Source organism: Novosphingobium rosa NBRC 15208 (genome assembly GCF_001598555.1).
Taxonomy (GTDB): Bacteria; Pseudomonadota; Alphaproteobacteria; order Sphingomonadales; family Sphingomonadaceae; genus Novosphingobium; species Novosphingobium rosa.
In genome coordinates this window covers 1-23,080 of the sequence record NZ_BCZE01000040.1, presented here as the reverse complement: position 1 = coordinate 23,080, position 23,080 = coordinate 1, and the positions used below count along the sequence as shown (strand labels likewise).

Genomic DNA, 23,080 nt, shown 5'->3' with positions numbered 1-23,080 from the left:
TCCCGGGATGGAGGGCTGAAAAAGATAAAAAGCGAGGGTTAACACCCTCACGCTCCCGGGCCGTCTTCCGGCGTTAAGGCGGTGGCACCCGATCGTTGCGACCGACCTCTCCACCTGCCCGACGCCAAAACGGCGTAAGGCAATCAATCATGATTTCAAACGATTGCGGACAACGATTTCAAGTGCCTGCGGCAAGATGAATCTGGGCACCACGCTTAGTCGGCACGCAACGAAGACAGTAAAGGGAGCGCGAGGGGGTGACACCCTCGCACCTTACTTTTTCTGACTCAAATCATCCCCGCCAAAGGACTCGAAGGATCGGCATATTTCCGAGTCGCCATCCGGCCCGAGAGATAGGCATCACGCCCCGCCTGCACCGCCAGCTTCATGGCGCGGGCCATGCGGATGGGGTCCTTGGCCTCGGCAATGGCGGTGTTCATCAGCACGCCATCGACCCCCAGCTCCATGGCCACGGCAGCATCGGAGGCCGTGCCCACCCCGGCATCGACCAGCACCGGAACCTTGGCGCCCTCCACGATCAGACGGATGGTGACGCGATTCTGGATGCCCAGACCCGAGCCAATCGGCGCGCCCAGAGGCATGATCGCCACGGCCCCGGCCTCCTCAAGCTGCTTGGCGGCGATGGGATCGTCCACGCAATAGACCATGGGGTGGAAACCTTCCCTGGCCAGCACCTCGGTGGCCTTCAGGGTCTCGCGCATATCGGGGTAGAGCGTGCGCGCCTCGCCCAGCACCTCCAGTTTGACCAGATCCCAACCACCCGCCTCGCGCGCAAGGCGAAGGGTGCGGATGGCATCGTCAGCGGTGAAGCAGCCGGCGGTGTTGGGCAGGTAGGTGACCTTTTTGGGATCGATGAAGTCGGTCAGCATCGGGGCGTTGGGATCCGACACATTCACGCGGCGCACAGCCACGGTGACGATCTCCGCGCCCGAGGCTTCCAGCGCGGCGGCGTTCTGGGCGAAGTCCTTGTACTTGCCGGTGCCCACGATCAGGCGCGAGTTGAAGGTGCGCCCCGCCACCGTCCAGGAATCATCCACGCTCACGTCGCCACCTCCTACAAAATGCACGATTTCAAGAGTATCGCCCTCACCCAGCGCCACCTGCGCCAAAGTCGAGCGCGGGGCGATCTCGCCATTGCGCTCTACGGCGACCTTGGCGGGATTGAGGCCAATCTCCGCAACCAGATCGGCCACGCTGGCGCCCGATGCGATGCGGCGCTGCTCGCCGTTGACGGTGATGGTGATGTTTTCAGACATGGGCTCGCCCATGCCGCGTTAGTCGCCGTGGCGCAAGTTGGCGATATGTCCAGTGGCCAGCAGGGTGACGCCCGCGATGGTCAGCGCGGCCTCGGCCAGACCGTGCGGCGCCAGCAGACCCATGCCCATCAGCGCCAGGCCGAAGCCGCCCAGCGCCAGCGGACCGCGCTTGCCATGGCGCAGCATGCCCATGCCCAGCCCCAATGCGCCGATCACCAGCGCCGCTGCCAGACCGATTTCATGGATGCGCGGGTTCATCAGCACACCGCCGCCCACGCCAAGCAGCGCCACCAGCACCACGCTCGAAACGCAATGCACCATGCACAGCGCCGACAGAAGCACGCCAATGCGATCGATGCGGCCACGAATCATGGTAGCGATGGTGCTCATGGCATGGCATTTATGTAATAACATCACATTTCGCAAGGCCCCTTGGACATCCTTTCACCTTGCCTCACCCGCCAACTGCCGCCAGTAACGCGCAAACCCGCCGTTTTGCGGCATTCTGCGAAAGGACACAGCTGCCATGGCGGCGACAGGCACCACCTCCTCAACTCAGGCTCGGTTGATGGCGCGCTGGCTGCTGGCGGTGGCCGCGCTGGTGGTGCTGATCGTGGTGGTGGGCGGCATCACGCGCCTGACCGAATCCGGCCTGTCGATCACCGAGTGGAAGCCGATCAGCGGCACGCTGCCTCCGCTGACTCAGGACGCCTGGGATCAGGAATTCGCGCATTACCGCCAGATCGACCAATATGCCGCCGTGCATGCGGGCATGACCCTGTCCGAGTTCAAGGGCATCTTCTTCTGGGAGTATATCCACCGCGTGCTGGGCCGGATCATCGGCATGGCCGTGGCGCTGCCCTTGGCGTGGTTCTGGGTGCGGGGCACGATTCCGGCAGGCTATAAACCGCGGCTGTTCGCGCTGCTGGCGCTGATCGGCCTGCAGGGCACTTTGGGCTGGCTGATGGTGCATTCCGGCCTGCAGAAGGGCATGACCGAGGTCGCCCCCCTGTGGCTGGCCGCGCATCTGATCACCGCGCTCTTCACCCTCTCCGGTCTGGTGTGGACGGCGCTCGACCTGCTGGCGCTTTCCAAAAATCCCGCCGCCAAGCCCGCCAGCCTGACTCCCTTCGCCGCGCTGGCTGGGCTGGGTCTGGCCGTGCAGCTGGTGTGGGGCGCGCTGATGGCAGGCCTGCGCGCGGGCCGCGTCACCAATGAATGGCCGCTGATGAACGGCAGCTTCTGGCCCGGCGCCAGCCAGAACGGCGAAAGCTTCCTGCATGCCATCACCACCGATCCCGCCATCGTTCACTTCATCCATCGCTGGTGGGCCTGGGGCGTGGTGGCGCTGCTGGTGATGCTGGCCCGCAAGGTGAAGGCCGCCGGAGACCGCCGCGCCGCCATCGCCATTCACAGCGCTTTCGGCACGCAGGTGCTGCTGGGCATCGCCACCGTGATGACCGACGTTTCGATCGGCATCGCCGTGCTGCATCAGCTGGTTGGTGCTTTGCTGGTGGCCGCCACGGCCTGGGGCGCCCACGCGGTGGGTCGCCGGGCATGAGCGCCCTGATCTGGTGCCCCTTCCCCGATTCCGTCCGCGCCGAATCCGCCATCGCCACGCTGCTGGATGAAAGGCTGGTGGCCTGCGGCAACATCCTGCCCGGCATGACCTCGCTTTATGTCTGGCAGGGCGAGCGCCACCGTGACACCGAGGTTGGCGTGCTGCTGAAAACCGATGCCTCCCTGCTGGAGCAGGCCATCGCGCGGCTTTCCGCGGTCCATCCCTATGATACGCCCGCGATTCTGGGCTGGCGCTGCGATGCCGCCGCCCCGGCCACCGCCGCATGGCTAGGCGCGCTGCCAGGCTGAAAAATCCCCCTCCGGCACGCCATGAAATCAAACGGTATTATTTTACCTCCACGAAAACAGCCCGGAAACCTTGACTCCAGAAGGCCTTTCGCACATTGGCCGCTCCAATCTCCCGCTGGCATGCGCTGGTGGGGTTGCTGTTCATAGGGGCCCTCCCCTTCAAAAACGGGAATCGTAAAGCCATGAAGGCTCTTTCCAAGATGACCGCGTCGGCCAAGCCGGCCGAGGTCGAAAAGAAGTGGCATCTCATCGATGCCGAAGGTCTGGTCGTCGGCCGCGTCGCCGTGATCATCGCCAACCTGCTGCGCGGCAAGCACAAGCCCAGCTACACCCCCCACGTCGATTGCGGTGACCATGTCGTCGTGATCAACGCCGAGAAGGTGAAGTTCACGGGCAACAAGCTCAAGCAGCAGACCTACTACAAGCACACCGGTTATGCCGGTGGCCTCAAGGAAGTCACCGCCGACAAGGTTCTGGCCGGTCGCTTCCCCGAGCGCGTGCTCGAGAAGGCCGTTGAGCGCATGATCCCCCGTGGCCCGCTGGGTCGCGATCAGATGCGCGCCCTGCACCTCTATGCCGGCAGCGAGCACCCGCACGGCGGCACCCAGCCCGAGCTGCTGGACGTTGCTGCCCTCAACCGCAAGAACAAGGTTGGCGCATAATGTCTGAGACTCTGAACACTCTCGCCGATCTGGCCGGCACCACCGTTGCCGAAGACACCGGCGTCGTCACCCCTGCCGCTCCCACTGCCCCGCTGCGCGAGAAGCAGATCGACGCCCAGGGCCGTTCGTATGCCACCGGTCGTCGTAAGGACGCCGTGGCCCGCGTGTGGATCAAGCCCGGCTCGGGCAAGATCACCGTCAACGGTCGCGATCAGGAAGTGTACTTCGCTCGCCCGACCCTGCGTCTGGTGATCAACCAGCCCTTCGGCGTGGCCGACCGTACCGACCAGTACGATGTCGTCTGCACCGTCAAGGGTGGTGGTCTGTCGGGTCAGGCCGGTGCCGTGAAGCACGGTATCGCCCAGGCTCTGGCCAAGTTCGAGCCCGCTCTGCGCAGCGCCGTCAAGGCCGCTGGCTTCCTCACTCGCGACCCGCGCGTCGTCGAGCGTAAGAAGTACGGCCGCGCCAAGGCTCGCCGCAGCTTCCAGTTCTCGAAGCGCTAAGTCGCTTCGGCAACTGCCGATACGGAAAAGGGGGCTTTTCAGCCCCCTTTTTTGCGCCCGCGTTCCACGTGGAGCAATTCAGCTGGCGGTGACGACCTGCACCTGCAGCCCATCCTGCACGGTCCAGTCCAGCCGGTTGTAGCTGGGCGGCGTGGCGCGCACCCGTTCGGACAGCGTCCCCGCGCCGATGACGCGGATCGGGCGTCCGCCGGCATCGATCGTCATATCGAAAGGGTCATGCACATGGCCCGAGAGCACTGCATCGGCCCCCGCCGCCGCCAGTTGTGCCAGCGCCGCCTTGCCGCCGCGCGTCTGGCCCGAGCCATGGGTGTCAGCGTCGATCAGCGGATGGTGGCAGGCCACCAGCTTCAGCCCCGCCGAAGCCGCGTTCAGATCTTGAAGCGCACGCGCCAACACCGGCTGAGTCACCCGGCCCTTGGACCAGTTCAGTCGCCACTGCGCGGGCACGATGGTGGAGAGCGAGACCACCGCCACACCCGGAACCTGCACATCCTTCTGAGCCTTGGCGCGGGCCGCCTGAAAGCGGTCGAAGGGGCGGCGCAAGCGGTGCCACATTTCCCAGTAATAGGGCATGTCGTGGTTGCCCGGCTCGATGCTGACCGGGGCCTCCAACGCGGAGAGCCAGGCCACCGCCGCCTCGAACTCGCGCGGGGTGCCGCGCATGGTGAGGTCTCCGGTGCAGATCACCGCATCGGGGCGCTGCTCACGCACGGAGCGGGCGAACCAGTCGAGCGCATGGGTGTCCTGCGCCCCGAAATGAATGTCGCTGATATGGAAAAGCGTGGCCATGCAAGCGTCTTACGCGCTGGCCAGCGGTGAAGCTAGATACGCCGCGACAGGATCAGCCAGATCGCCACGCCATTGGCCGCCGTATAGAGGCCATAGCCCCAGACCCAACCGCCTGACCCGCGATCGGTCATCAGCATGCAGGCCAGCAGCATCAGATATTCGGTGATGAGGCCGAAGCCATAGCCCATGCGGCGGCTCGCCCAGGGCATCTGCGCCAGCAGCGGATGGCCGCTGTCACTTACCGCGCGATGGATCGCGAAATTCACGATCCCCATCGCGAACAGCAGGATCAGCGCCATGGATTATCTCCACCCATGGCGCCGATCCGCTGCATCAGACCAGCAGGCCTTCCTTGGCGATCTTGTCCTTCCACACCAGCGGCGCCAGCTGGTGGACATTCTTGCCCTCGGAATCGACGGCCACGGTCACCGGCATATCCTGCACGGTGAACTCATAGATCGCCTCCATGCCCAGATCCTCGAAGGCGACGACCCGCGATTCCTTGATCGCGCGCGAGACCAGATAGGCCGCGCCGCCCACCGCCATCAGATAGGCGCTCTTGTGGTTGGCGATGCCCTGGGTGGCCGCCGGGCCGCGCTCGGACTTGCCGATGCTGGCCAGCAGGCCAAGATCGAGCATCATGTCGCTGAACTTGTCCATGCGGGTGGCGGTGGTGGGGCCGGCGGGGCCAACAACCTCCTCGCGCACCGGATCGACCGGGCCGACGTAATAGATCACGCGGCCGGTGAAATCGACGGGCAGTTCCTCGCCCTTGGCCAGCATGTCGGCGATGCGCTTGTGCGCGGCATCGCGGCCGGTCAGCATCTTGCCGTTGAGCAGCAGACGGTCGCCCTGCTTCCAGCCCTGCACCTCTTCCGCCGTCAGCGTGTCGAGGTTGACGCGCTTGGCCTCGGCGCTGGGGGTCCAGTGAACCTGCGGCCATTCCTCCAGCTTGGGCGTTTCGAGGAAGGTCGGCCCGCTGCCGTCCAGCGTGAAATGGGCGTGGCGCGTGGCGGCGCAGTTGGGGATCATCGCCACCGGCTTGCCCGCGGCATGGCAGGGGGCGTCCATGATCTTCACGTCGAGGATCGTGGCCAGACCGCCCAGACCCTGCGCGCCGATGCCCAGCGCATTGACCTTGTCGAAGATCTCGATGCGCAGGGCTTCCAGATCGTTCTGGGGCCCGCGCTCTTTCAGCTGGGCCATGTCGATCTGCTCCATCAGCGCCTTCTTGGCGAGGAGGACGCAATGCTCCGCCGTGCCGCCGATGCCGATGCCCAGCATGCCGGGGGGGCACCAGCCCGCGCCCATCTGCGGCAGCATCTCGATCACCCAGTCGACGATCGAATCGCTGGGATTCATCATCTTGAACTTGGACTTGTTCTCGCTGCCGCCACCCTTGGCCGCGACATCGATGTGAATCTTGCTGCCCGGCACCATATCGACATGCAGCACGCAAGGCGTGTTGTCGCGCGTGTTGCGGCGGGTGAAGGCCGGATCGGCCAGCACCGAAGCGCGCAGCTTGTTGTCAGGATTGTTGTAGGCGCGGCGCACGCCCTCATCGACCACATCCTGAAGCGACTTTTCCGATTCCAGACGGCAGTTCTGGCCCCATTTGATGAAGACGTTGACGATGCCGGTGTCCTGGCAGATCGGGCGGTGGCCTTCGGCGCACATGCGGCTGTTGGTCAGGATCTGCGCGATGGCATCCTTGGCCGCCGGGCCCTGCTCCACCGCATAGGCGTCACCCAGCGCGCGGATGTAGTCCATCGGGTGATAATAGGAGATATATTGCAGCGCGTCGGCCACGCTCTCGATCAGATCGTCTTCGCGAATGGTCACCATATCGGCCATGATATGCTTGTCCTTTGAGTCTGATTGCGCGCCCGGTTCGGCGCCGCCTGTCCCTTGTGGCAAGCCCCATAAGCGCCTTTGCCGCCTCTCGCCAACAACAAACCCCCCGGATGCCACCAAAGTTGGGCGTTTGCCCCCCAACTGCCCTCTTGGCTTTGCCCCCCGCCTTGCCCTAATAGCGCGCGCAAACCCGCGTCACCCACGCGCGGGTCATCATCACAGGCATTGCATTGCTGTATTAAGCATGCAATACAGGCCCGGGGAAACGCAGATGACCACCACGCAATACACCACCGCCGTTGCCGCAGTGTCGGGTGCCGCGCCAGGCTCGGCCCGTCGCGCCATGATCGACAGCCAGCTGCGCACCAGCGGGGTGAACGAGCCCTATGTACTGGGCGCCATGGCCCGCGTCGCCCGCGAGGATTTCGTGCCCGAGGCCCTGCGCGACGCCGCCTACATCGACCGCGCTCTGCCGCTGGGCAATGGCCGTTTCCTGCCTGCCCCCACCGTGCATGGCAAGATGCTGGCCGCCGCCGCGCCCACCAGCGATGACAATGCGCTGATCGTGAGCAACGGCAGCAACTATTTCGCCGAAGTGCTGCGCCCGCTGGTCGGCACGCTGACCATCGTCGACGCCGCCGAGATCGACAATGGCCTGCCCAATTCGCCCTATTCGCTGATCGTGATCGACGGCGCCATCGAGGCCCTGCCCGAAGCGCTGACTCTGGCGCTGAGCGCCGGTGGCCGCATCATCACGGGTCAGGTCAACAAGGTGATGACGCGCATCGTGCGCGGCACCAAGCATGCCGAAGCCGTGGCTTTCGACCCCGTGGCGGACGACAATGTTCCGCTGCTGCCCGAATTCGCCGCGCCCAAACGCTGGAGTTTCTGAGTGACTGGAAGAGAGCGCGTATCACGACTGCTGGCCGGTTGGCTCACCATCGGCGCTCTCTTCCCGGCCTTCCCTGCGGCGGCTGACGATCTGCGCGGCGCGCTGGGCGCCGCCTATCGCAGCAATCCCACGCTTGCCGCCGCCCGCGCCGGGCAGCGCGCCATCGATGAAAATGTGCCGATCGCCCGCGCCGACGGCTTGCCCAGCCTGATCACCACCGTCACCGAAACCGAATTTGTCCGCCAGAGCCCGGTCTCGGGCACCGATCTGCCGCGCATGCTGGGGGCCAGCACCACGCTGAACGTGCCGGTCTATTCCGGCGGCGGGGTGCGCCATGCCCTCACCGCCGCGAAGATCCGCGTGGGCGCGGGCAAGGACGATCTGCGCTCCACCGAGGGCACGGTTTTCGCCCAGACCGTGGCCGCCTATCTCGATGTGATGCGCACCGAGGCCATCGTGCGGCTGAACAAGGCGCAGGTGCAGACGCTGGAATTCGATCTGTCGATGACCTCGGACCGGTTCCAGATCGGCGACCTCACCCGCACCGATGTCGCCCAGTCGCAGAGCCGCTTGGCGGTGGCGCGCGGCAATCTGCGCACCGCCGAGGCCAATCTGGTCTCCGCGCGCGAGACCTATATCCAGGTGATCGGCGAGCCGGCGGGCGTGCTGGACTCGCCCCCGCCCCTGCCCGATCTGCCCGCCACGGTGGAAGAGGCGGTGGGCTATGCGCTGGACAACAACCCCGATCTCTCCGCCTCGCGCCAGCGAGTGACGGCGGCGGGGCATGATGTCTCCTCGGCCAAGGCCAGCCGCATGCCCACGGTCAGCCTCTTCGCCGATGGGAACTATACCGATTACCTCGGTTCGCTCAGCTATATCGGCTTTGTCTCGGGCAGCGTGCCCCAGCGCTACACCGCCGCCGATGTAGGCATCCGCGCCCGTATCCCGCTGTTTCAGGGCGGCCGCCCCGCAGCGCAGGTGAGGCAGGCGCAGGCGCGGGAGGATCAGGCGGCGGAAACCGCCATCGGCACCGAGCGGCAGGTGATCGCCAATGCCCGCTCGGCCTGGGCGACATGGGCGGCGGCCAATGATGTGATCACCAGCAGCCAGACCGCCGTGGATGCCGCGCAGCTCAGCCTTGAAGGCGTGCGCGCGGAAAACACCGTGGGCAACCGCACCGTGCTCGACATCCTCAATGCCGAGCAGGAGCTGGTCAACGCGCAGGTCACGCTGGTGACGGCGCGGCGCAACGCCTATGTGGCGGGCTTCAACCTGCTGGTGACGATGGGCCGGGCGCAGGCGCGCGATCTGGGCTTCGAGCAGGACGCGATCTACGATCCGGACGCCCATTACAAGCGCGTGAAGGGCACGCTGTGGGATTGGGCGACAGACCCCAAAATGGGGCCAACCGCCACCCGCACCGTTGACACGCCGGCCCAGACAGGTTCAATTCCCTGAGATTCGGCTCGCCACCTCTCCGGCCAGCCGCTTGGGGAGTTTTGTGCGATGCGCCAGCCGGGCGAACCTTCGGTCGAGGAAATTCTGGAATCGATCAAGAAGGTGATCGCGCATGATACGCGCGCCGGTGACACGCGCCGCAGCCGCGCCGACACCGTGGTTCCTCCCCCCGCCGCTGCCCCGGTGGCGCAGCAACCGCTGATCGATGATGAGGATGATGTGCTCGATCTGGCCGCCAGCGCGCGCTTCCTCGACGATGTGGACGCCGAGGAGGCCGATGAGGTTTCGGTCGAATCGCTGGTGCAGGATCATGTCCGCTCCTCGATGCGCGAATCGCTGGCCGCTCTGGCGATGATGGCCCAGCCCGCCGCCCAGCCGCAGATCGTGCGCAGCGGCGAAACCTCGCTTGAAGGGCTGACCCGCGATTTGCTGCGCCCGGCGCTGTCGGCCTGGCTGGACGCGAATCTGCCCGCCATGGTGGAACGCCTGGTGGCCGAGGAAATCGCCCGCATCGTCGGCAAGAAGCTCTGATCTGGCAACGGCCATGAGCAAGGATGAGCTGGCTCTGGCCGCGCGCGCGCTTCACAAGGTCGCGCATGATCCGGAAACGCCCGGCGGCATCAACCGCCATATCTTCCTCTGCGCCGAGCCGCAGAAGGGCGAATGCTGCTCCCACGCGGTGGGCAGCGCAGCGTGGTCCTATCTGAAAAAGCGCGCCAAGCAGTTGGGCCTGCCTGAAAAAGGCATCCACCGCAGCAAGGCCGATTGCCTGAAGATCTGTTTTGCCGGGCCGGTCGCCGTCGTCTGGCCCGATGGCGTGTGGTATCACTCCTGCACCGAAGAGGTGCTGGAGCGGATCATTCAGGAGCATCTGATCGGCGGCGTGCCGGTGGAGGATTACCGGTTGCGGCCCTCTTCGGGCGGCTGATCCCCCTCCGCTTCATCAGGCTTGGCCACGGCGGCATCATGCCCGCTGGCGTTGGACAGAAACACCAGCCCCATCAGCCCGGACGTGAGCAGCATCGCGAAAGACACGCCCACCGCCACCGCGATGTAGAAATGGATCGAGACCCGCCCCTCCTGCCTATACAGCACGGAGAGCGCGCCAATCACCGTGGCCAGCGTGATCAGGAACATCCAGCGCATCAGCCGCCGGAAACGCGCCCAGATCGCCACCGCCGTCGCCGGATCGTCCAAGGGTGAGGAAGGCCGCGTCATCCCCGCGTCATGCGCCTGCCCAAGGGTGATGGCAATCGGATTTCACACACGCCATCGCACCCCCGCCACGCCCCATAAACGGCCCCCTCGCCAAGCCCTGCGACTCATGTCATAGTCAGGGTCCCAAAAGATAAACAGGGAGAGTCGCCGTGACGATTGCGCGTCTCATTGAAGGGCACAAAGATCGCCCCATCATCCATGTTTCTATCACTACGCCTGTCCAGGAAGCTGTCGATCTGCTCGCTTCGCAACGCATCGGCGCTCTGCCGGTGATGGATGGCAACGCCATCGCCGGAATCTTCTCCGAACGCGATGTCATCCACCAACTGCGGGCCCATGGTCCCTCCATGCTCGACAAACTCGTCGGGCAGGTGATGACCTCACCGGCCATCACTGTAGAGCCTTCCACCGGCGCTCTCGAAGCGCTGGAGCTGATGACGATGCGGCGCATCCGCCACCTTCCCGTGCTGAAAGCCGGGCGGATGGTGGCCTTCGTTTCCATCGGCGACCTCGTGAAATACCGCATCGAGCGGATTCAAAGCGAGGCCCAAGCCATGCGCGACTACATCCAGACGGCCTGAAACGGCGAGCCCGCCTTGCGAGGCGGGCTCGCCATGCCTACATGGAAGACATGACCGCAGTCCCCCTCACCCTCAGCCCCTCGGCAGCCGCGCGTGTGGCGTTCATCGCCACCAAGCAGGCCAAGCCGGCAATTCTGCGCTTGTCTGTGGAAGGCGGGGGCTGCTCCGGTTTCCAGTACCGCTTCGGCCTGGCCGACGCACCCGACGCCGAGGACTCGGTGACGGAAACCGATGGCGTGACTCTGGTGGTCGATCCGGCGAGCCTTGATCTGGTGTCAGGCTGCGTGGTTGACTACGTTGAATCGCTGGGCGGGGCGGCCTTCAAGGTCGAGAACCCCAACGCGGTCGCCGGATGCGGGTGCGGGTCTTCCTTCGCGGTTTGAAGAAGGAAGGATAGATGCGAGGGTCATGACCCTCGCGCTCCCTTTACTGTCTGCCTTGCGCATCGGGTTCGGCCATAGAGCAACGCCGCTGCGCCGTAGGCTTTGGATCGCCTGCACTGCCCATAGATCATGAGATTCATTGCCTGCGGCGCCTGCAGGTGGGGAGCCTGAGCGCATGGATTGGGTACCACTGCCCTTGCGTCGGAAGACGTTCCGGGAGCGCGAGGGCAATGGCCCTCGCATCTTCCTTTCTTCCTACTTCCCTGAAAACCTCTGCAAGGCCGCTCCGGGCTTCACCGTCAAAATGCGCGCCAACTTCGCCCTGAAGGCATCCATCTCGGCCTTGTCCACGCCCGCCCGCACCGTGAAATGCATCGACATGGGATCGACCGAGGCGCCATCGCGGAACACCTCGTAATGCAGATGCGCGCCGGTCGACATGCCCGTGCTGCCCACATAGCCAATCACCTGCCCGGCCCGCACGCGCATGCCCGGCGAGACGACAAAGCGGCTCATATGGCCGTAACCGGTGGCCAGAGCGCCGCCATGCTCCAGCTTCACGTAATTGCCATAGCCGCCGCGCCAGCCTGCGTAGGTGACCAGCGCATCGGCCACCGCATAGATCGGCGAGCCCCATGGCACGGCCAGATCGGTGCCGGAGTGCATGCGTGAAAAGCCCAGAATCGGGTGATAGCGCATGCCGAAGCTGGAGGTGATCCGCGCGCCCGCCACCGGCATGATCAGCGCGTTGGACGTCCGCTGTTCGGTCATGGCCTGGGCGTCAAAGAATTGCGCATCGCCTGAGTCATGCGCACCGCTCCAGCGCAACAATTGCGTGCGCGGTTTGCCGTCATGCTCGATGCCGGCGTAGAGCAGATCGCCCACTTCGGTCTCGCCACGGGCGGAGCGCTTGTAGCCGACGATCATGTCGAAGGTGTCGCCCGGCGCCACTTCGTCGAGGCTAAAATGCGCGTCGATGGCGTGGAGGAATTGCTCGATGGCCTTCATCGGCGCGCCTGCAGCCCGTGCGGCGTGATAAAGGCCAGGACCGACAGGACCGCGAATGCGCAGCGGCGTGGTGTCCACCGCGATGGCGTGGCTGCCCAGAGCCAACCCGCCCGCGCCCCGGCTGACGGCCAGATCGAGATCCATCCGAGCCCGGAAATCGAGCTTGTCCAGCGGGCGCGGCTGACCGGGGGCCGATGCCTTGCCCAAAGTGATATCGAAGCGCGTGCCGGGGGCGATCTCCTCCGGCGGCATGGTCGAGGCGATCAGAGACAGCGCCTGCGCGCCATCCGCCGCGCCAACCCCGGCTCGTTCCAGCATCCGCCCCAGCGAATCCCCCTGCGCCAGAGTCGCCACCAACGAGATGCTCGGGCGTTCCGGCACGGCGGCGATGGGCGTGACGGCACGGGTCGGGGCCATGCGCTGGCCCTTCTCCGCGCCCAGCGCCATGGGACGCAAGGTCTGGCTGCGCCATTCGTTCGTGGCAGTGGCATCCAGCGGCATCGCCATCGCAGCCTCGAACCGGGCATGGCCCGGCGCCAAGGTGAGGGCACATGCGATGGCGGTGGCCAGCACGCCCATCCCTCGCCACCAGCGCGGCGTGCCGATGTCCTCGGCCAGATCATGGGCGATATCGAGTTTGCGGTAATGAGTCAGAAAGCGCAGCCACAGGCCTTGCGATGATTCAGCCGCAGTGGCGGGCATGGCTCCGCCGGGGGCTTGCAAATCGTCGCTATGGCGGAATGCGTACACTTCGTCTGCCTGTGTGCGTGATGCCGCTTTAGCCCTGCATGAGTTGGGTTAATCAATGGATAAGGACGAGTTAAAGCGAAGGAATTTGGAAGAGGAAGATGCGAGGGTGTTACACCCTCGCGCTCCCGGAACGTCTTCCGGCGAAGCGGCGGTGGCACACGATCCAAGCGCTTTACCTCGCCGCGCCGCAGGCCTTCATTCCTGCCTGCGGCGCGGCAAGCCAAGCGCAAGGCCGAACCCGATGCGCAACGTAGACACTAAAGGGAGCGCGAGGGTTATGACCCTCGCATTCTCTCTCTTCGCCTTACTTCCCTGTGAAAAACTGCCTCCATCCCTTGTCGCCTGCCTCCTGCACTGCCATCTTATGGAAGACATGGCGAAGCACTCCCCTGCTCCCTTTCGCGGCCTCGGCACATCACCGGCCCGCGACACCGGTCAATCCCGTGTGAAGGCGGTGCTTGGCCCCACCAACACGGGCAAGACTCACCTCGCGATTGAGAGGCTTTGCGCGCATTCCTCCGGCATGATGGGCTTTCCTCTGCGTCTGCTGGCGCGGGAAGTTTACGAGAAGGTGGTGGCGATCAAGGGGCCCGACCAGGTCGCGCTGATCACCGGCGAGGAGCGGATCGAGCCGAAAAACGCCCGCTGGCTGCTCTGCACGATGGAAGCGATGCCGGTGGGGCGCGATGTCGCCTTTGTGGGGCTGGACGAGATTCAACTCTGCGCCGACCGGGAACGCGGCCATATCTTCACCGACCGCCTGCTGCATGCGCGCGGGCGTGAGGAGACGATGTTCCTGGGCGCCGCCACGATGGAGCCTCTCATCAAGGCGCTGGTGCCCGGGGTGGAAATCGTCAGCCGCCCGCGCTTTTCCACGCTGAGTTATGCCGGGGCGAAGAAGCTGTCGCGCATTCCGCCGCGCAGCGCGATTGTCGCCTTCAGTGCCGAGCAGGTCTATGCCGTGGCCGAAATGCTGCGCCGGTTTCGCGGCGGGGCCGCGGTGGTGATGGGCGCGCTCAGCCCCGAGACGCGCAACCGGCAGGTGGCGCTCTATCAGGCCGGAGAGGTCGATTATCTGGTGGCGACCGATGCCATCGGCATGGGCCTCAATCTGGATATCACCCATGTCGCCTTTGCCGGGCTGTCAAAGTTTGACGGCGTGCGGCAGCGGCGGCTGACTCCGGCGGAAATGGCGCAGATCGCCGGGCGCGCGGGGCGGCATCAGCGCGATGGCACCTTCGGCACATTAGCAGGCGGGGCGCATGAGGCCGAATTCGCCGATGAAGAAATCTACGCCATCGAGGAGCATCGCTTCCCACCGATCGCCCGCCTGTTCTGGCGCGAGGCCGAGCCGCGTTTCGACTCTCTGGCCACGCTGATCGCCGATCTGGAGGCGCCTCCCGAACGTATCGAGCTGATTCCCGCCCCTCAGGCCATCGATCTGGCGGTGTTGAAGCGGCTTGCGGAGGACTCGGCTGTCACCGATACGCTGAAATCGCCGGGCATGCTGCGTCGCTTCTGGGATGTGTGCCGCCTGCCCGATTTCCGGCAGCAGGGGGCAGAAACCCATGCCCGCTTCGTGGAGCGCCTGTGGCAGGAGCTGGCGCATGGGCCTTTGGCCAGCGATCACGCCCCGCGCGCCATCGCTCAGCTCGACAACACCAGCGGCGACATCGACACGCTGCAGGGCCGCATCGCCGCCGTGCGCAGCTGGTCCTACATCTGCCAGCGCCGCGACTGGGTGCTGGCTCAGGAGGAGATGGCCGAGCGCGCCCGCGCCGTGGAGGCCCGCCTTTCCGACGCCTTGCATGGCCGTTTGACCGAGCGTTTCGTCAACCGCCGCACCGCCGTGCTGATGAAGAAGCTGGGGCCGGATGCGGGGCTTTTGCCGGTGCGTCTGGAGGGCGACACGGTGTTGGTGGAGGAAGAAGCCATCGGCACGCTGGCCGGTTTCCGCTTCCGCGTCGATCCCACCACGCGCCTGGCCGACCGCAAGCTGCTGCTGGCCGCCGCCGAAAAGCATCTGCCCGCGCTGATCGCCGGGCGGGCGCGGGACCTCACCGCCAAAATCACGGCAGGCGAAGAGACCAGCCTGAAGTTCGAGAACAGCGCGATCCTCTGGGAGGGTGAAGCGCTGGCAAAGCTCTCGGTCACGCGGCGTCTGCTTGCGCCGCATCTGGCCCCTGCCGCTTTGCTCGATCCCATGCCCTCGGCGGAACGGCATACGCTGGTCGAGGCCTTGCAGGGCTGGCTGGGGGAACGCCTCAAGCCACTGGCCCCGCTGGCGCGACTGGAAGCGGCCAGCCTTGAAGCGCAGGCCGGGCCGGAGTTGCGCGCCTTGCTGATCCGGCTGGTCGAAGCAGGCGGCATGATCGCCCGCGCCGGTTCCGGCATCGAACGGCTGGACAGGGCCCAGCGTGAGAGGTTGCGGCATCTGGGGGTGAAGGCAGGGGCGCTCGATCTTTTTGTGCCCGCCATGCTGAAGGCCAGCGCGCAGTCAGCATGGGCTGCGCTGCATGGCCGCGCCGGAATCGAGTCCATGCCGATGCTGATTCCCGCGCCGCGCAAGGGTAGCGTGCCGGGCTATCGCCTGCTGGGCCCTCAGGCCCTGCGCATCGACCGCGCCGAAGCCCTGCTGCGCGAAGCCCATGGCCGCCGCGTCGCTGCCCGGAATCGTCCTTTTATGCTCGATCCCGCTCCCGCCCTGCGCATGGGGCTGAGCACCAAGGCCTATGCCCATCTGCTGCGGCTCGCCGGTTTCCGCGCCATCATGCCGCGCGTGTTGGGAGACGCCGTCTCCGGGCCGCCCGCTCCGGTGGTGTGGCGCTGGCAGCCACCGCGCCTTGAAGCAGCGGCCAGCCTGGAACCGGCTCCCAGCGGCGGCGCCTTTGCCGCGCTCCATCATCTGATGGCCAGACAATTGGTGACGGGATGAGCATGCGCATCGACAAGCTGCTGTGGTTCCTGCGCCTCTCCCCCACGCGGCCGCGCGCGCATGACTGGGTGCTGGAGGGCCATATGCGGCTCAACGGGCGACGCGTGGAGCGCCCCGGCGCGTCGGTCAAATCCGGCGATATTCTGGTGCTGCCCCTGCCGCATGGCGTGCGCGTGATCGAGATTCTGGTGTTGCCCCCGCGTCGCGGCCCCGCCCCCGAAGCCCAGGCCTGTTATCGCGTGCTTGACGAAACGCGTGTTTCCGCCCTAGCAGCGCCCCCAAGCATTAGCGCTGATTTGGCTTACCTAGCGAAAGGGGATTTGCAGCCATGACCTATGTCGTCACCGACGCCTGTATCCGCTGCAAATACATGGATTGCGTGGAAGTGTGCCCCGTGGACTGCTTCTACGAAGGCGAGAACATGCTGGTAATCAACCCCAGCGAATGCATCGACTGCGGCGTCTGCGAGCCCGAGTGCCCCGCCGAAGCGATCCTGCCCGACACCGAAAGCGGTCTGGAGCAGTGGATGGAGCTGAACGCCAAGTTCTCGGCGGAATGGCCCAACATCACCGTCAAGAAGGACGCGCCGGACGACGCCGACGAATGGAAGGGCAAGGACGGCAAGTTCGAAACCCAGTTCTCGGAAGCCCCCGGCGAAGGCGACTGAGCTTGCCATCAGCGCCTGCCGGCAGGCGCTGAGCCAGACTTTGAAATGCAGCACCCCCGGCGCGTTTCATCACGCCCTGGGGGTGATCTGCCTGTTTCCGCCAATCGGCGCCATGGCCATGCAGGCCCATGCACAAGGCGCTCTCACCCCGTAATCCGCGTTTTCGCTGAGGTGAGCGTTCTGCCTCTGGCAATTTTGTTGCAGATGGGATATATAATACCCCGCGCGACTGGAACCGTCTTCCCAAAATCGGTCTACAGCCATCGCATACCCGGGTCGAAACCCAAACACCATGAAAGGCAGGTTTGCTGACCTTCGTTGACAGGCGCTGTTGGCTTCTCCCGCCATGACAGCGCCGTTCTCTTTCAGAGTCAACCCCTTGGTCGCAAGCCTTGCCGCGCGAAAGGACGATAGATGACCGCCAGGGCTCACGCCTTCGATGTTGGAGATTACGTCGTTTACCCCAAGCACGGTGTCGGTCGGGTGATCGAACTGCTCGAGCAGGAAATCGCCGGCATGAAGCTTGAACTTTATGTGCTGCGATTCGAAAAAGAACGCATGACTCTGCGCGTGCCCGTCAACAAGATCGAAGCCATCGGCATGCGCAAATTGTCCTCGGACAAAACGCTGCGCGAGGCGCTCGATACGCTGAAGGGCAAGCCCAAGGTCAAGCGCACCATGTGGTCGCGTCGCGCCCAGGAATATGAAGCCAAGATCAACTCGGGCGACCTTGTGTCGATCGCCGAGGTGACCCGCGACCTGTTCCGCGCCGACGACCAGCCCGAGCAGTCCTACTCCGAACGCCAGATCTTCGAGGCTGCTTCCAGCCGCCTCGCCCGCGAACTGGCGGCCATGGAAAAGACCGACGAACCCGCAGCGCTCAAGAAGATCCTCGTGATCCTCAACGAGCATGCGCCCAAGTACTACGAAGCCGCCGCGGTCTGAGTTTTCAGCCACGGTGCGAAGAAGGGGCTGCCCGCGAGGGTGGCCCTTTTTTTGGTTTTGAAGAGGACAGATGCGAGGGGGTTACCCCCTCGCGCTCCCATTCCGTCTCCCGGCGATAAGGCAGCGGCACCCGATCCTTGCGCCCAGCCTCTCCGCGCCGCAGGCAGTCAGATCTGGAATGGAAGGAAATCTGCCTGCGGCGGCGGCGACGTTGCTCTTTGGCTGACCTCTGTGCGCCACATAGACATTAAAGGGAGCGCGAGGGTGATGACCCTCGCATTTTCCCCTTCTTGTTCTTCCTTCCCATGTGTATTATACAACCAACACACATCCGAGAGGAGACCCACAAGATGGACATCCGCAAATTTGGCGCGCTGATTCCGCTGGGGCTGATGATGGCGCTGTCCGCCTGTGACTCAGCCGATATCTCGATCAATGGCGAAAAGGGCAAGCCGCTTGCCGAGCTCGACCTGACTCATGCCGAGGCCAATGAGCTGGTGCTGCTCGGCCCTGATACGGTGAGCGTGCATCAGGGTGAAAAGCTGGCGATTCGCGTCTATGGCGACACCGACAATGTGCTGCGCTTCACGCTCAAGGATGGCACTTTGGGCATTCTGCGCAAGCCGGGTGTCAGCAATCAGGGGTTGATCACGGTGGACGTCACCATGCCAGCGCCCAAATCGCTGACAATGGCAGGATCGGGCCACATCACCGCCGTGGCACTGGCTCAGAACTCGCAGATTTCTGTCGCGGGTTCGGGCACCATCCAGACGCCGCAAATCGCCGTCACCAAGCTGGAGGTGAACATCGCCGGCACCGGCAATTACGAGGCGGGCGGCACCGCCGGCGGGCTGGAGCTGAACATCGCTGGCACCGGCAACGCCCATATGGGCCATCTGAAGGTCGACAAGGCGGAGATCAACATCGCCGGAACGGGCGATGCCGAATTCGCCTCGGATGGCGACATCAAGGCCAGCATTCTGGGCACAGGCTCGGTGCATGTGAAGGGCCGCGCCAAATGCGAGGTCCATGCCATGGGCACCGGCAAGGTGGTGTGCGAGGCCTGACTCAGGCGGCGGCGCGGCGCAGGCGATCGTTGATCGCCTCGCCAATGTCGCTGTTCGGCACGGGGGCGACGGCCACGCGCGGCTGATCCGCCTGCGCCGAGGCATGGAGCGCGGTGTAAAGATTCGCCGCCGCTTCAGCCAGATCGCCGGAGGGCGACAGATTCATCGCCCCGGCAATCGCGCCAAAGCCGATGTGGAATTCATCCGCCTCTGCCTCTCGCGCATTCAGGCGCACTGGTTTGCCAGGGGCATAATGGCTGGTCATCTGGCCAGGCGCCTCGATCCCGGCATTGGGTGACAAGGCCCGTTCACCCTCCCCAAGCACCTGCGCGATCGCCTGAGCGGTGATCGGGCCCGGGCGCAGCACCTGCCACCCCCCGCCCTCACGCAGCACGACAATGGTCGATTCCAGCCCCTGAGCGCAGGCTCCGCCATCAAGCACGAGCCCGATGCGTCCGGCCAGCGATTCAGCGACGTGCCCGGCCCGTGTCGGGCTGACTCCGCCGCTGCGATTGGCCGAAGGCGCGGCCAGCGCCAACCCCGATTGCGCCAATATCTGCCGCATCACCGGATGCGCCGGGCAACGCAGCGCCACGGTCGGCAAGCCCGCCGTCACGGCCTCAGCCAGCGGAGCGCCTTCGCGGCGCGGCAGCACCATCGTCAGCGCACCGGGCCAAAAGGCCTGCGCCAAAACTCGCGCCCGCTCATCCAGCACAGCCAGTCTTTCAGCCGCCGCCACATCGCTGACATGCACGATCAGCGGGTTGAAATCAGGCCGCCCCTTGGCGCGATAGATGGCCGCCACCGCCTCGGCGCGATCCGCGCGCGCGGCCAGGCCATAGACCGTCTCGGTGGGCACGGCGACGGGTTCGCCCGCGGTCAGGCGCGCGATGGCCTGCGCCAGCCCGGCCTCATCGGCGGGCAGAAGGATGGGGGTGCTCATCGCCTCGCTATAGGCACAGGCGCCGAAAGCGCCAAGAGAGGCTTCCCCTCCCCGCTCGAATTTGCAAGGTGTGCCGCGACATTTGTCTGTGGTCGCGTTTTCCGAGCCGCCGGATTGACATCCGGCTCGAAAACGCTCCGTCTGAGAGAGAACCATGAGCGATCAACTCACTGCCCAGATCGAGCGCGTCATCGCCGCGCTGGAGCGCATCGCCGCCCCCACCGCCAGCCCCATCGACTGGTCCGCCGCCCCAGCCTATGTGTGGAACGGCATCCAGCCCCGTGCCGTCGCCACCATCGAGGCCGCCTCGCTCGACCTGATCTATGGCGTGGACGAACAGAAGGCAAAGGTGGTCGACAACGTGCTGCGCCACGCCCACGGCCACGCCGCGCATGACATGCTGCTGTGGGGATCGCGCGGCATGGGCAAATCCGCCCTGCTGCGCGCCAGCCTGCGCCACGCCCGCGAGGACCATGGCACCGATCTCGCTCTGGTGCAGGTGGCGCCCGACGCGCTCTCCTCGCTGACCACGCTGTTCTCGGTGCTGCGCGATGTGAACCGGCCCTTCCTGGTCTTCATCGACGACCTGGGCTTCGAGGAAGGCGACACCGCCGGCCCCCGAGCCCTGCGCAGCTGGCTGGAAGGCGGCGTGGAAGCCCGCCCGCGCAATGTGCGTCTGGCCGTCACCGCGAACCGCCGCGCCATCGTCTCACGCCACATGTCCGAGCAGGACGACCCCATCAACCCGCGTGACGCCGTGGATGACCAACTGGCTCTGGCCGACCGCTTCGGCCTCTCCATCGGCTTCCACAATTGCAGCCAGGACGATTACCTCGGAATTATCCGGGGCTATGCGGCGGCCTATGGGCTGGAATGGGAAGTCTCCGACGCGCTGGAATGGTCGAAGCGGCGCGGTGGAAGGTCAGGGCGTATCGCTTCGCACTATATCACCGAATTGGCGGGACGAGTGGGGAAGCAGATTTAAGAAGGAAAGACAATGCGAGGGGGTTACCCCCTCGCGCTCCCGGAACGTCTCCCGACGCAACGACAGCGGCGCCCGATCCTTGCGCCTGACCTCTCTGCGCCGCGGGCAGTCAGATTCTGGTCAGAACGCCAACGGATTCTACACACAGCGGCGCAAACGAAGCGCAAGGCCGAACCCGATGCGCAACGTAGACACGAATGGGAGCGCGAGGGTGTAACACCCTCGCACTTACCCCTTACTGCTTAACCTTTGAATCAGCCTGAAAATCGGCACTATACTGCCTATTCGGATCCTTCAGATCCTTGGGCGCAGGCAGATGCTCGGTCGGCAAAGGCTTGGGCGCCATCGCCGGCTTCGCGCCCGGAGCGAACACGCGCCAGATAATCCCTGCCGTATCGTCGCTGACCAGCAGAGCCCCATCCTTGGCCCACTGCAGCCAGACAGGCCGCCCATGCGCCCCCTTGCTGTCGAAGAAGCCGGTCAGGATCGGCTTGGGCAGACCCTGCGGATTGCCGTGATCGTCGAACTGCACATAGACCACATCGTAACCCACCGCCGGGCGGCGATTCCACGAGCCATGGCGAGCGATGAAGGCGCCGCTGGCATATTGCTCGCCAAGGTGCGAACCATCCTGCCCGAACACCAGACCCAGCGCCGCCACATGCGGCCCCATGGCGTATTCCGGCTTGCGGACATAATCGGTGAGGTACTCGGGGATCGGCGCATCGACGCGATCGTCCTGCTTGTCCTTCCAGTAGTACCAGGGCCAACCGTAATGCGCGCCGGCGGGCACGTTGGTCAGATAATCCGGCACCAGATTCGGGCCGAGCTGATCGCGCTCGTTGACCACGGTCCACATCTCGCCGGTGGCGGGATTCCAGGCCATGCCGTTGGGATTGCGCATGCCCGCCGCATAGCGACGCGCGGGCCATTTGCCGGTGGCGATCTTGGCGATGTCGATCTGCTCGATCATGGCGCGGCCTTCCTCGGCCTGCATGCCCCGCTCGCCGATGTTGGAGGCCGATCCGATGGCCACGAACATCGTCTTGCCATCCGGGGCCATCAGCAGGTTGCGCATCCAGTGGTTGCCGCCGCCGGGCAGGTCCATGACCTTGTGCGGCTTGCCGGTCAGCGTGGTGTCGCCAATCTTGTAGTCGAAAGCCAGAACGGCATTGTCATTGGCGATGTAGAGCTTGCCATCGGCATAGGCCATGCCGCTCGGGCTGTGCAGATCGTCATGGCGCAGCACGAAACGCTGATCGGCCTTGCCGATGCCCTTGCTGTCACGCAGCAGCACGATCTCATCCGCCGAGGTATCGCCACCGCCGACAAAACCCACCAGCGTGCGCTGGATAAAGCCGAAGATCCCGCCCGAGTCATTGCCCTTGGGCGGGCCGGTCAGCGCGGCCAGCACATCGCCATTGGGCAGCGTGTAAAGCGTGCGCGGATGCGCCAGCCCTTCGGCAAAGCGAGTCACCTGCATGCCCGGCGCCGCCTGAGGCGCAGCGCCCGCATCCCAGCCAGCGGGCTTATAAACCGCGATGCTGGGGATCTTTTCGGGCTGCGGATCGACAATGCGGGGCTTGGTGCCCTCGAACTGCTCGATGGGCTCCGCCGAGGGATTCCCATACCACACCCAGCCAGTGAAGGCGCCGAGACCGACCACGGCAATGCCCGTGCCGATCAGCAATTTGCGAAGAAAAGGGCTCATCGCATGTGGATAGGACAGCACGCCCTAGGCGGCAAGCACCAGAAGCAGTATGACGGGGCCCATGTTCGACTTTGCCCCCCTCCCCGGCCAATCCAAGGCCGAAACCTATCGCGACCTCACCCAGGCCGCCCAAGCCCTGATCGCCGGAGAGCCCGACAAGGTGGCCAACATGGCCAACGTCGCAGCGCTGATCTGGCAGATGCTGCCCACGCTGAACTGGGCCGGCTTCTACCGCAATGTGGAAGACGAGCTAGTCCTTGGCCCCTTCATCGGCAAGCCAGCCTGCATCCGCATCCCCTTCGGCAAGGGCGTTTGCGGCACGGCGGCGGCCTCCGGGCTGACGCAGCTGGTCGCCGATGTGCATGCCTTCCCGGGCCATATCGCTTGCGACGCAGCCAGCCAGTCAGAGCTGGTGGTGCCCGTGGTGCGGGATGGCAAGGTGATCGCGGTGATCGACCTCGACAGCCCGGAGAAGGCGCGTTTCGATGAAGAAGATGCGCAAGGGATCGAGGCGCTGGCCTTGGCGATTGCTGAAGCGATTTAAAGTTTGAGAAAGACAAGT

General features: G+C 65.1%; 26 protein-coding genes. 17 read left to right on the top strand and 9 right to left on the bottom strand.

Going from position 1 to position 23,080, the window contains the following annotated elements:
• Positions 1-287: 287 nt before the first annotated feature.
• On the bottom strand, positions 288-1,277 hold the full coding sequence (gene thiS, locus SR3_RS15960; RefSeq protein ID WP_084455628.1) for a sulfur carrier protein ThiS: 990 nt from the start codon (positions 1,275-1,277) through the stop codon (positions 288-290).
• An 18-nt stretch (positions 1,278-1,295) separates the two neighbouring features.
• Positions 1,296-1,667: a MerC domain-containing protein gene (locus SR3_RS15955; RefSeq protein ID WP_068088188.1), complete on the bottom strand. Its 372-nt coding sequence runs from the start codon at positions 1,665-1,667 to the stop codon at positions 1,296-1,298.
• A gap of 136 nt (positions 1,668-1,803) precedes the next feature.
• On the opposite strand from SR3_RS15955, the gene SR3_RS15950 reads away from it, so the two are divergent.
• The 4 genes from SR3_RS15950 (at position 1,804) to rpsI (ending at position 4,311) form a co-directional block, all read left to right on the top strand.
• Positions 1,804-2,838 (top strand): COX15/CtaA family protein, encoded by a 1,035-nt coding sequence (locus SR3_RS15950; RefSeq protein ID WP_068088187.1) that lies wholly within the window; start codon positions 1,804-1,806, stop codon positions 2,836-2,838.
• Entirely contained in the window at positions 2,835-3,146 is a 312-nt protein-coding gene (gene cutA, locus SR3_RS15945) for a divalent-cation tolerance protein CutA (protein WP_068088184.1), read from the top strand. Before SR3_RS15950 ends, cutA begins: the two co-directional genes overlap by 4 nt.
• A gap of 182 nt (positions 3,147-3,328) precedes the next feature.
• Positions 3,329-3,808, top strand: a complete 480-nt coding sequence (gene rplM, locus SR3_RS15940; RefSeq protein ID WP_068088181.1) for a 50S ribosomal protein L13 — start codon at positions 3,329-3,331, stop codon at positions 3,806-3,808.
• Positions 3,808-4,311, top strand: coding sequence for a 30S ribosomal protein S9 (gene rpsI / locus SR3_RS15935; RefSeq protein ID WP_068088178.1), 504 nt, complete (start codon positions 3,808-3,810; stop codon positions 4,309-4,311). Before rplM ends, rpsI begins: the two co-directional genes overlap by 1 nt.
• A gap of 78 nt (positions 4,312-4,389) precedes the next feature.
• Here rpsI and SR3_RS15930 read toward each other — a convergent pair whose 3' ends face one another.
• From SR3_RS15930 to SR3_RS15920, 3 genes are read right to left on the bottom strand one after another with little or no spacing between them, the layout of a single operon-like run.
• A complete protein-coding gene (locus SR3_RS15930) occupies positions 4,390-5,121 on the bottom strand; it encodes a metallophosphoesterase family protein (protein WP_068088175.1) in 732 nt (243 codons plus the stop codon).
• 32 nt (positions 5,122-5,153) lie between these two features.
• Positions 5,154-5,420, bottom strand: coding sequence for a hypothetical protein (locus tag SR3_RS15925; protein WP_068088172.1), 267 nt, complete (start codon positions 5,418-5,420; stop codon positions 5,154-5,156).
• 34 nt (positions 5,421-5,454) lie between these two features.
• Complete coding sequence (locus SR3_RS15920; RefSeq protein ID WP_068088169.1) at positions 5,455-6,975, bottom strand: fumarate hydratase; 1,521 nt, start codon at positions 6,973-6,975, stop codon at positions 5,455-5,457.
• A gap of 271 nt (positions 6,976-7,246) precedes the next feature.
• Here SR3_RS15920 and SR3_RS15915 point away from each other — a divergent pair, with 271 nt between their 5' ends.
• The 4 genes from SR3_RS15915 to SR3_RS15900 are packed head-to-tail and all read left to right on the top strand — an operon-like array spanning position 7,247 to position 10,253.
• On the top strand, positions 7,247-7,867 hold the full coding sequence (locus SR3_RS15915) for a protein-L-isoaspartate O-methyltransferase family protein (RefSeq protein ID WP_068088158.1): 621 nt from the start codon (positions 7,247-7,249) through the stop codon (positions 7,865-7,867).
• Positions 7,868-9,325 carry a TolC family outer membrane protein gene (locus SR3_RS15910; RefSeq protein ID WP_084455627.1) on the top strand — a complete coding sequence of 486 codons (1,458 nt, stop codon included), beginning with the start codon at positions 7,868-7,870 and terminating at the stop codon, positions 9,323-9,325.
• Positions 9,326-9,373: 48 nt separating this feature from the next.
• Positions 9,374-9,856: a DUF2497 domain-containing protein gene (locus SR3_RS15905; protein ID WP_068088155.1), complete on the top strand. Its 483-nt coding sequence runs from the start codon at positions 9,374-9,376 to the stop codon at positions 9,854-9,856.
• 13 nt (positions 9,857-9,869) lie between these two features.
• Positions 9,870-10,253: a (2Fe-2S) ferredoxin domain-containing protein gene (locus SR3_RS15900; protein ID WP_169805648.1), complete on the top strand. Its 384-nt coding sequence runs from the start codon at positions 9,870-9,872 to the stop codon at positions 10,251-10,253.
• Here the strand turns inward: SR3_RS15900 and SR3_RS15895 are convergent.
• On the bottom strand, positions 10,223-10,543 hold the full coding sequence (locus tag SR3_RS15895; protein ID WP_068088153.1) for a hypothetical protein: 321 nt from the start codon (positions 10,541-10,543) through the stop codon (positions 10,223-10,225). The two genes, SR3_RS15900 and SR3_RS15895, sit on opposite strands and share 31 nt — an antisense overlap.
• A 149-nt stretch (positions 10,544-10,692) precedes the next feature.
• Between SR3_RS15895 and SR3_RS15890 the strand changes: the two genes are divergently transcribed.
• Both SR3_RS15890 and SR3_RS15885 read left to right on the top strand, forming a co-directional pair.
• Positions 10,693-11,124, top strand: a complete 432-nt coding sequence (locus tag SR3_RS15890) for a CBS domain-containing protein (RefSeq protein WP_068088151.1) — start codon at positions 10,693-10,695, stop codon at positions 11,122-11,124.
• Between the two features lie 50 nt (positions 11,125-11,174).
• Positions 11,175-11,507 (top strand): HesB/IscA family protein, encoded by a 333-nt coding sequence (locus tag SR3_RS15885; protein ID WP_068088148.1) that lies wholly within the window; start codon positions 11,175-11,177, stop codon positions 11,505-11,507.
• 255 nt (positions 11,508-11,762) lie between these two features.
• Here the strand turns inward: SR3_RS15885 and SR3_RS15880 are convergent, their stop codons facing one another.
• Positions 11,763-13,217, bottom strand: coding sequence for a M23 family metallopeptidase (locus SR3_RS15880; RefSeq protein WP_068088144.1), 1,455 nt, complete (start codon positions 13,215-13,217; stop codon positions 11,763-11,765).
• Between the two features lie 421 nt (positions 13,218-13,638).
• Between SR3_RS15880 and SR3_RS15875 the strand changes: the two genes are divergently transcribed.
• From SR3_RS15875 to SR3_RS15855, 5 genes are all read left to right on the top strand, one after another.
• Positions 13,639-16,200 carry a helicase-related protein gene (locus tag SR3_RS15875; RefSeq protein ID WP_068088341.1) on the top strand — a complete coding sequence of 854 codons (2,562 nt, stop codon included), beginning with the start codon at positions 13,639-13,641 and terminating at the stop codon, positions 16,198-16,200.
• Between the two features lie 2 nt (positions 16,201-16,202).
• The gene (locus SR3_RS15870) at positions 16,203-16,532 is read left to right on the top strand and encodes an RNA-binding S4 domain-containing protein (RefSeq protein WP_068088137.1); all 330 of its coding nucleotides are present in this window, start codon (positions 16,203-16,205) and stop codon (positions 16,530-16,532) included.
• Positions 16,529-16,867 carry a ferredoxin FdxA gene (fdxA, locus tag SR3_RS15865; RefSeq protein WP_068088133.1) on the top strand — a complete coding sequence of 113 codons (339 nt, stop codon included), beginning with the start codon at positions 16,529-16,531 and terminating at the stop codon, positions 16,865-16,867. The genes SR3_RS15870 and fdxA overlap by 4 nt, the downstream gene beginning before the upstream one ends.
• 414 nt (positions 16,868-17,281) lie before the next feature.
• Entirely contained in the window at positions 17,282-17,812 is a 531-nt protein-coding gene (locus tag SR3_RS15860) for a CarD family transcriptional regulator (RefSeq protein ID WP_068088129.1), read from the top strand.
• Positions 17,813-18,162: 350 nt separating this feature from the next.
• Complete coding sequence (locus SR3_RS15855; RefSeq protein ID WP_068088126.1) at positions 18,163-18,879, top strand: head GIN domain-containing protein; 717 nt, start codon at positions 18,163-18,165, stop codon at positions 18,877-18,879.
• 1 nt (position 18,880) lies between these two features.
• Here the strand turns inward: SR3_RS15855 and SR3_RS15850 are convergent, their stop codons facing one another.
• Entirely contained in the window at positions 18,881-19,822 is a 942-nt protein-coding gene (locus tag SR3_RS15850; protein WP_068088125.1) for an L-threonylcarbamoyladenylate synthase, read from the bottom strand.
• Between the two features lie 154 nt (positions 19,823-19,976).
• On the opposite strand from SR3_RS15850, the gene SR3_RS15845 reads away from it, so the two are divergent.
• Complete coding sequence (locus SR3_RS15845) at positions 19,977-20,807, top strand: ATP-binding protein (protein ID WP_068088124.1); 831 nt, start codon at positions 19,977-19,979, stop codon at positions 20,805-20,807.
• 235 nt (positions 20,808-21,042) lie between these two features.
• On the opposite strand, the gene SR3_RS15840 is transcribed toward SR3_RS15845, so the two are convergent.
• Positions 21,043-22,518, bottom strand: coding sequence for a PQQ-dependent sugar dehydrogenase (locus SR3_RS15840; protein ID WP_068088121.1), 1,476 nt, complete (start codon positions 22,516-22,518; stop codon positions 21,043-21,045).
• Between the two features lie 61 nt (positions 22,519-22,579).
• Between SR3_RS15840 and SR3_RS15835 the strand changes: the two genes are divergently transcribed.
• On the top strand, positions 22,580-23,062 hold the full coding sequence (locus SR3_RS15835) for a GAF domain-containing protein (RefSeq protein WP_068088337.1): 483 nt from the start codon (positions 22,580-22,582) through the stop codon (positions 23,060-23,062).
• Positions 23,063-23,080 lie beyond the last annotated feature (18 nt).